Source organism: Peptoniphilus gorbachii, from assembly GCF_016908115.1.
GTDB lineage: Bacteria > Bacillota > Clostridia > Tissierellales > Peptoniphilaceae > Peptoniphilus_A > Peptoniphilus_A gorbachii.
In genome coordinates, this window is the sequence record NZ_JAFBDH010000007.1 from 1 (window position 1) to 14,518 (window position 14,518).

Genomic DNA, 14,518 nt, shown 5'->3' on the forward strand with positions numbered 1-14,518 from the left:
TATACAACTGTACACATTCTTTTTTAAATTCATAACTATATTTCATAAAAAATACCCTCCTTACTGGTTTGTCCAGTAAAGAGGGTACATATCATAATCCACAGTCTTTTTCTTTTTTATATTTTATAAATTTTTCGAAGAAAAAGTATCCCATTCTGATAGGTCGCCTGCTTCGTAACCTTTTTTAAACCAGCGAGTTCTCTCTTCGCTAGAACCGTGAGTAAAGGACTCTGGTCTTACATAGCCTTGAGCTCTTTTTTGCAAGGTGTCATCGCCAATGGACCAAGCAGCTGATATTGCTTCGTCAATGTCTCCTGGGTCAAGATAGCCCTGGTCCTTTTGATATCTTGCAACAACTCCTGCAAGATAATCTGCTTGAAGTTCTAGTCTAACTGTTAGGGCATTTCCATCTTTTTCAGATAATTTCCCCATCATTTCTTGATACTGACTCATAATTCCTGTAACTTCTTGCACATGGTGACCAACTTCGTGACTTATTACGTAGGACAAAATAAAGTCGCCTTCATCGGCACCAAAATCTTTTATAAGTGAATCATAAAAGGAAAGATCCATGTATAGAGTCTCGTCTCTTGAACAGTAAAAAGGTCCCATACCTGAGCTTGCAAGTCCACAACCAGATTTTACTTGACCCTTAAATATTTTTAACTTAGGCTCTCTATAATTAATACCTTCCTTTTTTAAAATAGAGTGCCAAGCATCTTCTGTATCTGCAAGAACTACGGCTGAATAATCGTATAATTCTTGTTCCTTTTCTGAAAGCTCATAATTTTGCGTACTTTGTGGCTCACTGCTTCCTCCAAAGCCAGATCTAATTGCATCTCTTGGACTTCCTGTAATTAAAAAAACAATTAGTGCTATTAAAAGTCCACCGCCACCAAGGGCTACTCCGCCGCCTCTACTTCTGCTGACATTTGAACTTTGTCTTCGTCCTCTCCATTTCATAATATCCCTCCTTTTTTTATTTTACCCAAAAAGCCATAAAAGAACTCTATTGGAATAAATTTGTCCATATAATATAATTAATTAAGTGGTGAATATGAAAAAACTTTTTATAATAAGTTCTAAGTCTGGCAGGTCTTATGACGAGAAATTTGAAAGAGAACTTTTAAAATATTTTGATAAAGATGAAATAAAAGTCACAAAAAAAGCTTGTGACACAGTAAAATTTGCACAGGACTTTAGAGATAAGGGCGGCGAAATTTTATACATAAGGGGTGGCGACGGTGCCCTATCGGAAGTTGCCTCTGTCCTTTGCGGAAGTGGGACTGCCCTTGGACTAATACCTGGCGGCACAGGTAACGACTTTTCCAAAAATTTTTCTTACCATAATTTTAAGCTAGAAAATATTTTTGCTTATGAAATTTCTCCCATTGACCTAATAGAAGTTAACGGTAAAATCTGCATCAATGTCACAAGTCTAGGCTTTGACACCAATGTCTTGAAATACACTTACCAGCTTTTGAAAAATAAAAAAGCAAGTGGCAAGCTGGCTTATCTCTATGGAGTCTTAAAATCTGTAATAAATTTGGAAAATTTAGATTTAAAAATTTCCTGCCTTGATGAAAAAAATGAAGAAGTGAATTTATCTGGCAGTTTTTTAATTTCAGCACTTTGCAATGGCTCTTATTATGGCAATGGTTTTAATCCTTCACCTAGAGGAAAAATTGACGATGGCATTTTAAATTTAATTTTGGCAGAAAAGATGGGTCCCCTTAGGATAGCAAGCTTATTTACTTCCTATAGAAAGGGAAAGCATCTTGGTAAAAGTGGCGTGAGAGAAATTTTAACGAGATCAGGAAAAATTTCATCGGACAGAGAATTTTTATATAACATTGATGGAGAAATTTATTCTGGAAGGGAAATTAAGTATAAAATTTTGGAAAAAAAATTAAAATGGATTTATTTTAAAGGAGTGAAAAAATGAAAGTAGGAGTATTTGCAGGGACTTTTGTTGATACAAAAATGGGAGAAGAAATTTTAAGAGAAAGGGGTTTTGAAACTTTAAGCTATCCAATTTCTAAAAACCCAAAGGATCAATCTCTTCTTCAATATTATTCAAGAGAAGAGCTTACAAATATTGTTGAAGAAAAAATTATTAGGGCAAAAAATAGTGGAGCCGAAAAAATTTTCATCTACTGCAATTCTCTTTCTGCTTCAATTGATTTAGATAAAATATATAAGAGTCAGGGCATACAAATAATTAGTCCAATGGATTTTTATGAAAATTTAGATGCTAAATACCAAAAGCTTGTAATCCTTGCTGCAAATTCAAAGTCAGCCCACGAAGTTGATAAAATTATTTCAAAAAAGATTTTTAGGGACACAACTTCAATAGGTATGCTTGAAATTGTTGAAGAAATTGAGAAAAAAACACCGCCAGAAGAAATTGTAAAAAAACTTGGCATGAAAGAACTCTTTAATTTTTTTAATTCCATGAGTAAAAAGCCAGATGCAATAATTCTTGCCTGCACTCATTTCCCATACATGAAAGACGAATTTAAAAAATTGACAGACATAGAAATTTTAGACCCAGCAGAAGACATGATAAAAAGATTAAAAAGTGCATAATAAAAGAGCTGTTTTCGCAGCTCTTTTTTTTTATCCACAAATCTTGATAACTTTTGACAAATTGTGGATAAAATTGTATATTTATTGTAAAAATCTAGTTAAAAATTTGAAAATATAGACATTTTTTATGTTTAATGATAATTTTTTCAAAATGTGCATGAATTGTGCACTATTTTTTAAGAGGGAGCTTCAATTATCTGTGGATAATGTGCATAACTTTGGGGATAAAGTGGTTATCACAAAATTAGCTGTGGAAAAAATTTTTTAAAATCTTTTAATTTTCTTCTAATTCCATCCAAGATTCATAAAGCTCTTCTAAAGTGTTTGCAAGGCTTTGACGCTCTATTGATAAATCATTTGCTAGTTGATAATCGCTGTAAGTCTCTTGATCTTGCAGTTTTTCATCTATTGTGGATAACTTTTTTTCTATGTCGGCAATTTCTTCTTCAAGCTTTTCTTTTTTCTTGCGAAGGACCTTATTTTTTTTGCGTTCTTCTCTTTCTTCCTTTTTTTCCTTGGCAATTTCTGTCTTAGACTTGTATTCATCATCTAAAGTTTCAACTTCTGTTGTTTTTTCTAAGTAATAATCATAGTTGCCTAAAAATACATTTATGCCGTCCTCTTTCATTTCAAAAATCTTGTCCACAGTTTTATTTAAAAAATATCTGTCGTGAGAAATAGAAAGGACAGTGCCTTCATATTTTAAAAGAGCATCTTCTAATATTTCCTTTGAGTCAATATCTAGGTGGTTTGTTGGTTCGTCAAGTACGAGAAAGTTTGCACCCTTTAACATAATTTTTAAAAGGGATAATCTTCCACGTTCACCACCAGAAAGTTCATCAACAGTTTTAAAAATATCGTCGCCTACAAAGAGAAATTCTGCCAAATATTTTCTTACTTGAAAATGTTCAAGCTTTGGAAATTCGTCCCATATTTCATCCATAACAGTTTTTTCTAAACTTAAATTGTCAAGTTCTTGGTAGAAAAAAGCTATATCAACATTGGAACCAATTTTAACCTCTCCAGAGCTTGGATTTAATTTTCCTGCAATAATTTTAAAGAGGGTGGACTTGCCAACACCATTTGGGCCAATTAAACCAATTTTGTCCTGTTTATAGACAAAGGCATTTAAATCGTGAAAAACTAAATGGTCATCGAAGGATTTTGACAGATCCTTTATCTCTAGGACGTCTCTGCCAGAAGTTTTATTTGTGGCAAAGGAAAGATTTGTTTTTTTATTTGATGTAGGCATTTCGATTTTTTGCATCTTATCTAGCATTTTTTTTCGGCTTTTGCCCTGCTTAATAAATCTGTCACGACCAAGGTTCATGTATCTCTTTATAATTTCTTCTTGTCTTTTTATTTCCTTTTGTTGGTCATCGTATTGTCTTTTCAAAACCTCAAAATCTTTTTTTCTCTGTTTAATGTAATTGTCATAGTTGCCAGAATAAGTTTTTGTAGCACCATTTTCTAGTAGGACAATTTTTGAAACAATATTATTTAAAAAATATCTATCGTGGCTAATTATAATAATTGCCTTGTCCACATCCTTTAAATATTTCTCCAGCCAAGAAATTGCATCAATATCTAAGTGGTTGGTAGGTTCGTCAAGAAGAAGTAAATCTGCATCTTCAAGTAGGAGCATGGCAAGAGCAACACGAGATTTTTGCCCACCAGATAAAGTTTTTATGTCCTTATCAAAATCATCTTCACTAAAACCAAGACCGATTAAGGTTCCCCTAATCCTTGAGTGAAAAGAGTAGCCATCTCTTTTGTGAAACTCGTCTTGCATCCTTTGATATTTATTTAATTCCTCTTCCAAATTTTCTGGATTTTCTGCAATAATATGCTCTTGGGCTCTAAGATTTTTTTCCAGCTCAATTAAATCAGAAAAAATATAAAGGCAGTTGTCATAAATGCTGCCCTCTTGATGAAGACTTAATTGTTGCTCCAAGTATCCAATTTTTAAATCTTTTTTTCTAAAGATTTCCCCATCATCATAGGATAGATTTTCTGTAATTATATTAAAAAGAGTGGACTTGCCACTGCCGTTAATTCCAATAAGGCCAATTTTGTCGCGGTCTTCCACTATTAAATTTCCATCTCTAATAGTTTCCTCGTCTATGTAGGATTTTTTTATATTCGTTAAACTAAGTATTGGCATAATGACCTCCTATCTATATTTTAACAAATAATGAAAAGCATTAAAAGACGGAGACTTGTGGACCAGTTGACAAAATAAAATGAAAAAAACAGCAAATTTTGATTTTATTTTGTTTATTCTAACAAATAAAATCAAAAAAAGGCAAAATTTTGATTTTGTTTTGACTTTTCTGACAAATAAAATCAAAAAATGAGAGACTTTTAATTTTATTTTCCAAATCTATCAGCAAAAAATTAAAAATCCATAAAAAATAATAAAGCAGAAAAAATTAAAAAACCAAAAAGTTTTAAGCGAGCAAAAAAATTTATGCAAATAAAAAAGTTGTGCCCTTGACACAACTCATAATAATATAAATATTAAGCTTCAGAATATCCAAGATTTTTTGAAAATTCTATGCCGCAGTTTTTTACCGCTTCTATATATTCTTTTTTTGTAGCTTCAGTAACTCTTTCCTTTGGAATTACAACTCCAATAGCCCCAACTAAATTATCCTTATAATTAAAAACTGGAGCGCCAATTCCAATGGCATCTTCAATGTATTCTGAATCAGAAACTGAAATTTTTTTGTTCCTAATTTCCATTAAATCTTTTCTTAAGGCATCTTTATTTACAGGCGCATCTAAATAATTAGAAAGATCTTTTTTTAAGTAATAATTGATGTATTCTTCAGGTTGAAAAGCTAAAATTGTCTTTCTAATTGCTCCCTTATGAAGATCTATTTCAATTCCAAAATTTTCTACGATTTTTAGTGTATGTTTGCCTTCAGCCTTTGAAAGCATAAGGCCCTTATCTCCAGATTTTATTATGAAGAAAGAATCTTCCATAGTTATTTCAGATAAATTTTCAAGGACAGATTTTCCAACAGCTTGTGGATCTAGCTTTGAGGATGCCTTTATGCCAAGAGGGATAAGGGCTGGACCAAGGGCATAGAGGTGGGTTCTATCGTCTTTTGATACATAGCCTACTTCAATTAATGTAGATAAAATTCTATGGGCTGTGCTTGGTGGTATATTTAAAAATTCAGAAATTTCTGCAATTGTAAGTTCGCGATTTTCATTTTTTAATATGTCTAAAACATTTGCTGCTTTAACTAAACTTTGGATCATTTTTTCACCTTCCATTAAAATTATATCATATAATGGAAAGTATTTCACTAAAAGAAATAAAAAACATATTTTAGTAGTAACATATTATAAAAAAATATAAAGATATGCCAGATGTATAATCTGGCATATCTTTTAATATAGAAAGGTTAACACGCGACTTAACGTAATTGACAAGTGTCAACTTATTTTTAGCTTTGTCTATTATAATAAAGTCCCATCCATTAATATAGCTATTGCAATAGTTATTTGTATTTAACTTTTTATTCAAAAAGAATAAGGTTATTAGAGAACCTTCTTGAAGGTTATTTTCTAAATATGATTGTAGATTTAGATGGGACAATATTAACATAAAGTTATTGTCTTTTTTCAAATTATCTAGTTCTTTTTTATCAAAAGAACTAATAGAATTGTATATTTTTTTATCACGAATTCTAAATTCAAATATATTTATTTCATCTGAAGTATTATAAAGATAAAAAGTTTTTTTATCTTCAAATATTAAAGATTTTTTATCTTTTAAATTTAAAAGTCTATAAATATAGTTATTTTGAAAATAAGAATCTATTGGTAATAATAAAAAATTTAGCAAGATAATTAAAGTTAAAAATAAAAAAGTTTTATTTTTATCCTTCATAATAAGGTAATTGTTCCTTAAATCCTTTTTTATCATTTTGGTACCAATACTTTAAATGTTCTATTGCTTCATGAGCTTTAGATTTTGCAGCTAAATCAGAATTGAACCCTTGATGGGCTTGTACATAAAAATTTTCTTGTAACGAAATTGAATTGTTAATAATTTCTTTAGCAGCTAAAACATCGATATTATTAGATGTATTTTGACTTCTTAAGTCTTCTGTTAATTCAGCTTCATGACTAAAAACATCTAATCCTAAACCGAGTATTTTATTTTCTCTATATAATTTTAAAAGAACATTTTCAGGAGCAATTTCTCCTCTAGTAACATTGATAAATATAAAATTCTTTTTATTTTTTCTCAAATATTCCTCATTAAAATAATTTACATTGTAAAATTTAGAATCTTTTATTTTTGTTAAATTCATTACATTTACTATAATATCTGATTCTAATATGGCATCTTCTTTACATATAAAATTAAAATCTTTATATTTTTCCATAGATTTTAATTCTTCACTTCTAATGTCTACGGCTTGAACAGTAAAACCTATATCTTTAAAGTATTGGTATACTTTAGAACCAATTTTACCAACACCATAAACTGTTACAATTCTGTTTTTACTAATTTCAATAAATGAATTAGTTTTATTCCTTTCAAAAGACTGAGTATTTTTAATATATTCGTTTAACAAACCGCAAGTACATAGTCCAAATTTTAGAGCAGTTTGAGCAACAGCATTGACACAATATTCTCGAAGAGATGCAATATTCAACTTGTCTTGATATTCTTCAAGATGATCATATCCAGCACTTCTTGTAATAATATTATTTTTATGTGTACTGTTAATATATTTATCAGGTAAAATAGAGTGTGTTTTTGTAGTTATAATTTCAGGTAACTCTATATTATTTTCTGATAAATATTCTTGAACTGTTAAAGGAGTTATAAGCGAGTTAAAATTTTTGGGTAAAACATTTTCTTTAATTAAATTATTTGTTTCTATTTCTAGATAGTTAGCTTCTTTTCCCAAAGCTTCAAAATGTATAATATCATAACTCATAGGGCACCTCATTTATGTTGATTTCCTTGCATTTTTCCTGGTGTCCACCATTTAAATACAAGAGCAATAACTGTAAGCACAATAAAAGCAGCCCACATTACTAGAGTTGTGTACATAGGGTATTTTCCACCAAAACTTATAAAAAGTGGTGGTAAAACTTGTAATGCAATAGCTATTGGACGATTTAATAAATCAGTAAGTCCAGTATCTTCCAAACCTCTAGATTTTTGATCTGGGTCAACAACTCTATTTAATAAAACACCAGTAGCAACAACCCCATTTGATCTACCAAAGTTTAATATTCCTCTTTCAAACCAGTTTTTAGATGAAGCATATTTACTAACATATAAGAACCACATTACATTTAGAATAAATCCAAATATAAATGTAATTGCTAGTGGTGCTAGATTTGATGCAATTACACCAAGATTTAATGAAGAAACAGCAGAAACTACTAATAAGTCTGTAGAAGAACCACTAATTCTTTGCATTGTAGATCTGTCTACATACTCCTGAGTTCCAGTAACTTTAATAATTCCTTGAACTAAGTAACCAGCAGCTAAGGCTAGAACAAATACAGGAATTGACAACCAATCTATCTTGCTTTTTATGAATACAGAAGCAACTCTTCCCAAATATGCAGCAAATAATGCTATGGATAAGTGGAAAACTAATGAATCTAATGACATATTAGAAACAGTAAGATTTCCAGAAGATTTTTGTTTATCTTTAGGAATTAAACCTTTTTTTATTTCTTCTGGTAGTTCTTTTGGAGAATCAACAAAGTTTGTATACTTCTTTCTAGTTCCCCAGTTTATTAACATCATTCCTACAATAATACCGCCAACTAAACCAACGGTAGCAGACGTATTGCCTAGATCCAAAAATTCAGGGTATCCCATTTCCTTATACATAGCACCAAGGGCTGCAGCAGTTCCATGACCGCCATAGAAGCCTGTAGCTAAAACAAGACCGAAAGAATCATGTAGATTCCATATTTTATTCAATATGCCCAATGTTAAAGCCATACCAGCTGCATATTGAAGGATTAGAATACCTGTATTTTGATAGAAGAATCCTCCTACTCCTTTTAAGTCTTCTTTTGTAAAAGAATCATCTCCAATAGGAGTGCAAGCAAAAACGATTGCTATAAGTACACCAGAATATTTAGACAATTGATCAGAGAAAGGTAAAACATTAAAGCCACTAGGACCTAAAGCTAATCCTATGAATCCTCCAATCAATGATGCTGGCATAAGTAAGCTTTGGAAAATTTTTACTTTTGCCCTTAAAAATTGACCAATTACCATTAATAAGCCTAGTAAAGCAGCATCTTGCAATAAGTCCCATAATGAAAATTCCATAAATTCACCTCAAAAGTAAAATTATCCGGATATTTATAATTTTTATCTTTAATTAGATAAAGAATAGAATTCTATAAAACTATTATAATGTGACATAATGGAACTTGTCAAGGGAATAATCAAAAATAATCGTCAATACGGAACATAAGTTAAAATAAAAAAATTATTGTGATATATTTTAGTTAGTTTTTATATTAGGTGAGTTTATGACGTTTGGAGATAATATTAAAAGTCTAAGAATAGAGAGAAATTTGACTCAAAAAGATCTTGCGGGGAAATTAAATTTATCCAGACCAACCATTGGGAGATATGAAACTGATGAAAGGTTTCCAGATAAAGAAACAATAATTAAGCTTGCAGAATTATTTGATGTTTCCATAGATGAAATGTTTGGCAGGAAAAATTCTAAAAACAATCATGTTTTTATGGAAGAGCAAAGTTCATTTAAAGAAAATAAAATTTATAATATACTTTGTCAAAAAGATATTGATAGAACTTTTTTGAATGACGAAACTTTCATAGAAGATCTTATTGAATTTGGTTATAAAGCAGCTATAAAAATAAAATTAGCTAAAGAAAAAAATAAATAATATATGAAAATCTACAGTTAGCTGTAGATTTTTTATTTTGTGACTTTAGTCAGTTGAGCACACGCAACGCGTGCGAAACATAAAACTACCCGCTATGCGGGTAGGCAACAATAGGTTATACCAAAAATCATCTTCGTATTATAATAGAGTTGTTCAGACCTAAAATAATAAGAGGTGATTAATATGGCACAAAAGGCAAATTCATTATCACACACAAAATGGATGTGTAAATATCATATTGTCTTTACACCAAAGTATAGACGAAAAATAGTATTTAATCAATACCGAGATAGTTTGGGAGAAATATTTAGGACATTATGCAAATACAAAGGAGTAGAAATAATAGAAGGACATTTAATGCCAGATCATGTGCATATGTTAGTTAGTATTCCCCCAAAAATATCAGTGTAAAGTTTCATGGGATACTTGAAAGGAAAAAGTGCACTAATGATGTTTGACAAGCATGCAAACCTAAAATACAAATTTGGAAATAGACATTTTTGGGCAGAGGGATATTATGTAAGTACGGTAGGATTGAATGAACAAACAATAGCAAAGTATATAAGAGAGCAAGAGCAACACGATATATCAATGGATAAATTGAGTGTAAAAGAATACGAAGATCCATTCAAAAGGAGATGAATAAAGCCCTTTCGGGGCTGGCTAAAGAGGCAAAAACAATAAGGTTTGAACAAAGTGAAAACCAGCGCCTTGAGACGCTGGTTGGTATCACTCGGGCTTATAGCCCGTGATCAAACCACCCGTTTTACGGGTGGTTATGATTTCTAATTCGAAATAATTCAAAATAGAGTTGACTTTTATTAAAAATTTTATATAATTAAATTAAATATTTAGATAATTATCAAAATAGATTAGAAGGTGTAATATGTTTTCTGACACTTTTAAGGCCCTATCAGACCCTGTAAGGCTTGAAATTTTAAATATGTTAAAGAAAAATGGAAGGATGAATGCAGGAGAAATTTCAGATAAATTTGATCTTTCCAAGGCGACAATTTCCCATCATTTAAAAATTTTAAGAGAGCAGGATTTGATTTACGAAGAAAAAGAAAAAAATTTTATTTATTACGAATTAAACACTTCTGTATTTGAAGATATACTGACTTGGATTGTAAAATTTAGAGGAGAAGACAATGAAAAATAAATTTAGATTTAGGAAAAACAGCATAGTTTCAATAATTGCATCACTTGCAATTTTAATAATTTTTAATGCCCTCTTTTATAGCAAAATGCCAGCCGAGCTTCCAACTCACTGGAACTTTCAAGGGCAAGCTGATGACTACGGCTCAAAATTTCACGCCATGGTAACGATTCAGGGATTTTTAGTCCTTATGAATTTATTTCTCTGCTTTATGCTTGATAACGACCCAAAAAACGAGAGGCAAAACAATTTTTTAATGACTTTAAGCAAGATGTCCTTGCCAATAATGATGATAGTAATTTATGTCATAACAATTTTAGCTGGCCTTGGAAAAGATATAAATACATCAGTTATAATTTCTATTTTAATGGGAATCCTATTTATAGCCATTGGAAATTATATGCCAAAGGTCAAGAGAAATTACACTATGGGCATAAAACTTCCTTGGACCTTAAATAGCGACGAAAATTGGAGGAGGACTCACAGGTTTGGCGGTCTTTGCTTTATATTTATGGGACTATGTTTTTTTGCTATGCCCTTTGTCAAAAGCGAATTAATAATAATTATACCTATTGCAATAGTTGTAGTTCTTCCAATGATTTACTCCTACTATCTTTACACTAAGGGAATCTAAAAAAAAGCCAGTGCATCTCGCATTGGCTTCTTTAAATTATTTTTATCTTTAAAAATTATTTGCTATCTTAAAATATTTTTTAATACAACTTTCTATTATTTCTTGAAACTTCTAGGGGAAGTTTTTCCCTTTCTCTCTTTACTTTTTCATTTTCCAATTTTATTACAGCAAGATTTTCTTCTTCGTCAAGGTCTACTATTATTTCTCCGCCTGGTGACACACATAGGGAGTGGGCGTAGGCATTTTTTGAAAGGTCAGCATCTCTTGCCATGGCAGGAGAAACTACATAACACTGAGCATCTACTGCACGAGCTCTATTTAATAAGTGGAAGTGTCTTTCGCCAGTTTTTTTCATAAAAGTTGATGGGACAAAAATTACTTCTGCACCAAAATCTCTGAAACTTTGGAAAAGTTCTGGAAATCTAAGGTCAAAACAAATGGCAAGACCAAAAATTCCATATTCTGTTTCAAAAACGCCTAGAGACTTGCCGCCAGAAATGGTATCAGATTCCTTGTAGCCTTCAATATCAAAGAGGTTGATCTTTGAATATCTGTAAATTTCTTTTCCATCTCTATCAAAAACATAGGAGCGATTGAAAATTTTTTCACCAGCTTTAATTGGTATTGAGCCGCCAATCAAGTAAATTTTATTTTCTTTTGCCACTTGGCTCATTTTTTTATAAGTTTCACCAAAATCTTCCTCTGCAAATTTTTTAAAAAAAGAATTGTGGTAGGGGCAGTTCCACATTTCTGGAAGACATATTACATGAGCCCCTTTATTTTTTGCCTGAGATACATATTCTTCCATGGTCTTTAAATTTTTTTCCTTATCAGAAGTAGCTGGTAGCTGAATTATTCCTACATTAAAATCTTTCATATTCACCTCAAATTATGTTAAAAAAGCCAAGGCATAAAACTACAAGTCCAAGGACTATTCTGTAATAGCCAAAGGGAATGAAGTCATGTTCACGAACATAGCCAAGGAATTTTTTAATTACAATAAGGGCAACGATATAAGAAATTACGCCACCAAGTAGAATTAAAAACCACTCCTTTAAGCTAAAGGAAAAGCCAATTTTTAAAATTTTAAGGGCAGTTGCTCCAAGCATAGTTGGAACTGCTAGATAAAAAGAAAATTTTGCTGAGCTTGTCCTTGAACAACCTAGTAGCATGGCACCAATAATTGTTGCTGCAGAACGAGATGTTCCTGGCACCATGGCAAGACATTGGAAAAATCCAATTAAAAGTGCAGTCTTTAGTCCAATGTCATTTAAGCTTTCATACTTAAAAGCCTTATTTTTATTATTTTTTTCCATGAAAATAATTATTATTCCATAAAAAATTAGGGCAATGGCAACTGTAATTGGATTAAAAAGATGAGCGTCTATAAAATCATCTAGTAAAAACCCAAAAAAGGCTGCGGGAAGAAATCCCACGATTATCTTTGCAATTAGCCTCATAGTTTCAAGGTCTCTGTACTTAAATTTTTCCTTAAAAGATAAACTATCGTACTTTTCTTCGCCAAGAACTGGTGCAAGCTTTCCCTTGGCAATGGGATTGATGTCGTAGAAGTATAAATAAACTACGGCAAGAATTGCGCCAAGCTGAATAATTACGCTAAAGGCATTGGAAAAGGACTTTGGCTCAAGTTTTATAAAGCTGTCTGCTATTATTAGGTGACCTGTTGATGAAACAGGCAAAAATTCTGTGAGTCCTTCAATAATACCAAGGACAATTACTTTTATTATGTCTAAAATCATATTTACCTCCAAAATTTATCAAGGCTATTATAACATTTGATTGTAAAAATATAAATAAGGCTCTTGTCACAAAGACAAGAGCCTAAATTTTATTCACTTCTTTGTAAATTTAAGAATTTTGTAAATTCTTTCTTAAACATTAATTCAACTGTTCCCGTAGGACCATTTCTGTGCTTGGCAATAATTACTTCACCAATGTTTGGCTTTTCTGATTCTTCCTTTGTGTAATATTCATCTCTATATAAAAACATTACTATGTCGGCGTCTTGTTCTATGGCACCAGATTCACGAAGATCTGATAAAATTGGTCTGTGGTCAGTTCTAAGTTCTGGGGCACGAGAAAGTTGTGATAAGGCAATAACTGGCACTTCAAGTTCCTTTGCAATAGCCTTTAAATTTCTTGAAATTGCAGAAATTTCTTGTTGTCTTGATTCAGCACGTGAACTCATTTGCATAAGTTGAAGATAATCTATTACTATTAAGTCAAGTCCCTTTTCTACCTTCATCCTTCTACACTTGGCTTTTAGTTCTAGTGGGGAGATACCAGCTGTATCGTCAATTTCCATTTTTAAATTGGAAATAATTGGCATTGTGTTAATTATTTTTGTCCACTCTTCTTCGTTTAAGTTACCGGAAATAACTTTTTGAAGATCTACATGGGCATTTGATGAAATAATTCTTTGGAAAAGCTGGTTTTTACTCATTTCAAGAGAAAAAACTGCAACAGATGCACCACCTCTTAGGGCTGCATTAGTGGCAATATTTACCATGAGGGCAGTTTTACCCATGGAAGGTCTTGCTGCAAGTAAAATTAAATCGGACTTTTGAAGACCTGAAATTTTTCTATCAAGATCTACAAAGCCTGTTGTAAGTCCAGTAAGGGCATTGGGATTTTGTGCCTTTTTTTCCAAATCAGAAAAGGATTCAAGGGCAATATTTTTTATATTTACAAGCCCATTTTTTGTGGAGTCCTGAGTAATATCAAATACAGATTTTTCTGCAAGCTCAATGATAAGATCTGCCTTAGCATCAGAAGAATAGGCAGCAGAAATAATTTTATCAGAGGCATTTATCAATTCTCTAAGTATTCCCTTTTCCTTAATAATTTTGCAGTAAGATCTAATATTTGAAACTGCAGTTACATTAGAAGACAAATCAGCAAGATAAGTTATGCCGCCAACTTCTTCTAGAGAGTCAGTTTTTTTCAGTTCTTCTGCAATAGTTATTACATCAGCAGGTTCATTTCTGTTGTAAATATTTAAAATTGCATCATAAATTTTTCTATGAGCATCTTGATAAAAATCTTCAGTTTTTAAAATTTCAATTGAGGCAGTTATTGCCTCTTTTGAAAGCATCATAGAGCCAAGAGCAGATTCCTCTGTCTCTAAACTGTGAGGTGGCATTTTTAAATTTTCTAGTGAATTTAAATTTAGTTGGTCCTTTGCATCCATATCA

14 protein-coding genes and 1 pseudogene are annotated in these 14,518 nt (G+C 31.4%); 6 read left to right on the top strand and 9 right to left on the bottom strand.

All coding sequences use genetic code 11. The annotated features are described in order from the left end of the window. Positions 1 to 123: 123 nt before the first annotated feature. Entirely contained in the window at positions 124 to 963 is an 840-nt protein-coding gene (gene ypfJ / locus JOD41_RS06960) for a KPN_02809 family neutral zinc metallopeptidase (protein ID WP_205052193.1), read from the bottom strand. Positions 964 to 1,057: 94 nt separating this feature from the next. Here ypfJ and JOD41_RS06965 point away from each other — a divergent pair, with 94 nt between their 5' ends. Together JOD41_RS06965 and JOD41_RS06970 are read left to right on the top strand one after the other, a co-directional pair. Continuing rightward, positions 1,058 to 1,945 (top strand): diacylglycerol/lipid kinase family protein, encoded by an 888-nt coding sequence (locus tag JOD41_RS06965; RefSeq protein ID WP_205052194.1) that lies wholly within the window; start codon positions 1,058 to 1,060, stop codon positions 1,943 to 1,945. Further along, the gene (locus JOD41_RS06970) at positions 1,942 to 2,589 is read left to right on the top strand and encodes an aspartate/glutamate racemase family protein (protein WP_205052195.1); all 648 of its coding nucleotides are present in this window, start codon (positions 1,942 to 1,944) and stop codon (positions 2,587 to 2,589) included. Before JOD41_RS06965 ends, JOD41_RS06970 begins: the two co-directional genes overlap by 4 nt. Positions 2,590 to 2,863: 274 nt before the next feature. Here JOD41_RS06970 and JOD41_RS06975 read toward each other — a convergent pair whose 3' ends face one another. The 5 genes from JOD41_RS06975 to JOD41_RS06995 all read right to left on the bottom strand — a co-directional run bounded on the left by JOD41_RS06975 (position 2,864) and on the right by JOD41_RS06995 (position 8,920). Beyond that, on the bottom strand, positions 2,864 to 4,753 hold the full coding sequence (locus JOD41_RS06975) for an ABC-F family ATP-binding cassette domain-containing protein (protein ID WP_205052196.1): 1,890 nt from the start codon (positions 4,751 to 4,753) through the stop codon (positions 2,864 to 2,866). Between the two features lie 356 nt (positions 4,754 to 5,109). Then, a complete protein-coding gene (locus JOD41_RS06980; RefSeq protein WP_205052197.1) occupies positions 5,110 to 5,859 on the bottom strand; it encodes an IclR family transcriptional regulator in 750 nt (249 codons plus the stop codon). A 70-nt stretch (positions 5,860 to 5,929) separates the two neighbouring features. Then, positions 5,930 to 6,493, bottom strand: a complete 564-nt coding sequence (locus JOD41_RS06985) for a hypothetical protein (protein ID WP_156701184.1) — start codon at positions 6,491 to 6,493, stop codon at positions 5,930 to 5,932. Next, complete coding sequence (locus JOD41_RS06990; protein ID WP_156701185.1) at positions 6,483 to 7,556, bottom strand: NAD(P)-dependent oxidoreductase; 1,074 nt, start codon at positions 7,554 to 7,556, stop codon at positions 6,483 to 6,485. The genes JOD41_RS06985 and JOD41_RS06990 overlap by 11 nt, the downstream gene beginning before the upstream one ends. Before the next feature lie 8 nt (positions 7,557 to 7,564). After that, entirely contained in the window at positions 7,565 to 8,920 is a 1,356-nt protein-coding gene (locus tag JOD41_RS06995) for a sodium/glutamate symporter (RefSeq protein WP_156701187.1), read from the bottom strand. Between the two features lie 206 nt (positions 8,921 to 9,126). Between JOD41_RS06995 and JOD41_RS07000 the strand changes: the two genes are divergently transcribed. From JOD41_RS07000 to JOD41_RS07015, 4 genes and pseudogenes are all read left to right on the top strand, one after another. Beyond that, positions 9,127 to 9,510, top strand: a complete 384-nt coding sequence (locus JOD41_RS07000) for a helix-turn-helix domain-containing protein (protein ID WP_156701189.1) — start codon at positions 9,127 to 9,129, stop codon at positions 9,508 to 9,510. Positions 9,511 to 9,693: 183 nt separating this feature from the next. Continuing rightward, positions 9,694 to 10,152 (top strand): annotated as a pseudogene (tnpA, locus tag JOD41_RS07005) (IS200/IS605 family transposase). A gap of 244 nt (positions 10,153 to 10,396) precedes the next feature. After that, on the top strand, positions 10,397 to 10,672 hold the full coding sequence (locus JOD41_RS07010; protein WP_205052198.1) for an autorepressor SdpR family transcription factor: 276 nt from the start codon (positions 10,397 to 10,399) through the stop codon (positions 10,670 to 10,672). Next, positions 10,662 to 11,303 (top strand): SdpI family protein, encoded by a 642-nt coding sequence (locus JOD41_RS07015; RefSeq protein ID WP_205052199.1) that lies wholly within the window; start codon positions 10,662 to 10,664, stop codon positions 11,301 to 11,303. Before JOD41_RS07010 ends, JOD41_RS07015 begins: the two co-directional genes overlap by 11 nt. Positions 11,304 to 11,382: 79 nt before the next feature. On the opposite strand, the gene JOD41_RS07020 is transcribed toward JOD41_RS07015, so the two are convergent. From JOD41_RS07020 to dnaB, 3 genes are all read right to left on the bottom strand, one after another. Then, the gene (locus JOD41_RS07020) at positions 11,383 to 12,180 is read right to left on the bottom strand and encodes a carbon-nitrogen hydrolase family protein (RefSeq protein ID WP_205052200.1); all 798 of its coding nucleotides are present in this window, start codon (positions 12,178 to 12,180) and stop codon (positions 11,383 to 11,385) included. Positions 12,181 to 12,187: 7 nt separating this feature from the next. Then, positions 12,188 to 13,063, bottom strand: a complete 876-nt coding sequence (locus tag JOD41_RS07025; RefSeq protein ID WP_205052201.1) for an undecaprenyl-diphosphate phosphatase — start codon at positions 13,061 to 13,063, stop codon at positions 12,188 to 12,190. 89 nt (positions 13,064 to 13,152) lie between these two features. Next, positions 13,153 to 14,514, bottom strand: coding sequence for a replicative DNA helicase (gene dnaB / locus JOD41_RS07030; protein WP_156701455.1), 1,362 nt, complete (start codon positions 14,512 to 14,514; stop codon positions 13,153 to 13,155). Between the last annotated feature and the right edge of the window lie 4 nt (positions 14,515 to 14,518).

Coding starts and splice junctions, on each gene's coding strand:
- ypfJ (WP_205052193.1), bottom strand. CDS start 963: ATGAAATGGAGAGGACGAAGACAAAGTTCAAATGTCAGCAGAAGTAGA.
- JOD41_RS06965 (WP_205052194.1), top strand. CDS start 1,058: ATGAAAAAACTTTTTATAATAAGTTCTAAGTCTGGCAGGTCTTATGAC.
- JOD41_RS06970 (WP_205052195.1), top strand. CDS start 1,942: ATGAAAGTAGGAGTATTTGCAGGGACTTTTGTTGATACAAAAATGGGA.
- JOD41_RS06975 (WP_205052196.1), bottom strand. CDS start 4,753: ATGCCAATACTTAGTTTAACGAATATAAAAAAATCCTACATAGACGAG.
- JOD41_RS06980 (WP_205052197.1), bottom strand. CDS start 5,859: ATGATCCAAAGTTTAGTTAAAGCAGCAAATGTTTTAGACATATTAAAA.
- JOD41_RS06985 (WP_156701184.1), bottom strand. CDS start 6,493: ATGAAGGATAAAAATAAAACTTTTTTATTTTTAACTTTAATTATCTTG.
- JOD41_RS06990 (WP_156701185.1), bottom strand. CDS start 7,556: ATGAGTTATGATATTATACATTTTGAAGCTTTGGGAAAAGAAGCTAAC.
- JOD41_RS06995 (WP_156701187.1), bottom strand. CDS start 8,920: ATGGAATTTTCATTATGGGACTTATTGCAAGATGCTGCTTTACTAGGC.
- JOD41_RS07000 (WP_156701189.1), top strand. CDS start 9,127: ATGACGTTTGGAGATAATATTAAAAGTCTAAGAATAGAGAGAAATTTG.
- JOD41_RS07010 (WP_205052198.1), top strand. CDS start 10,397: ATGTTTTCTGACACTTTTAAGGCCCTATCAGACCCTGTAAGGCTTGAA.
- JOD41_RS07015 (WP_205052199.1), top strand. CDS start 10,662: ATGAAAAATAAATTTAGATTTAGGAAAAACAGCATAGTTTCAATAATT.
- JOD41_RS07020 (WP_205052200.1), bottom strand. CDS start 12,180: ATGAAAGATTTTAATGTAGGAATAATTCAGCTACCAGCTACTTCTGAT.
- JOD41_RS07025 (WP_205052201.1), bottom strand. CDS start 13,063: ATGATTTTAGACATAATAAAAGTAATTGTCCTTGGTATTATTGAAGGA.
- dnaB (WP_156701455.1), bottom strand. CDS start 14,514: ATGGATGCAAAGGACCAACTAAATTTAAATTCACTAGAAAATTTAAAA.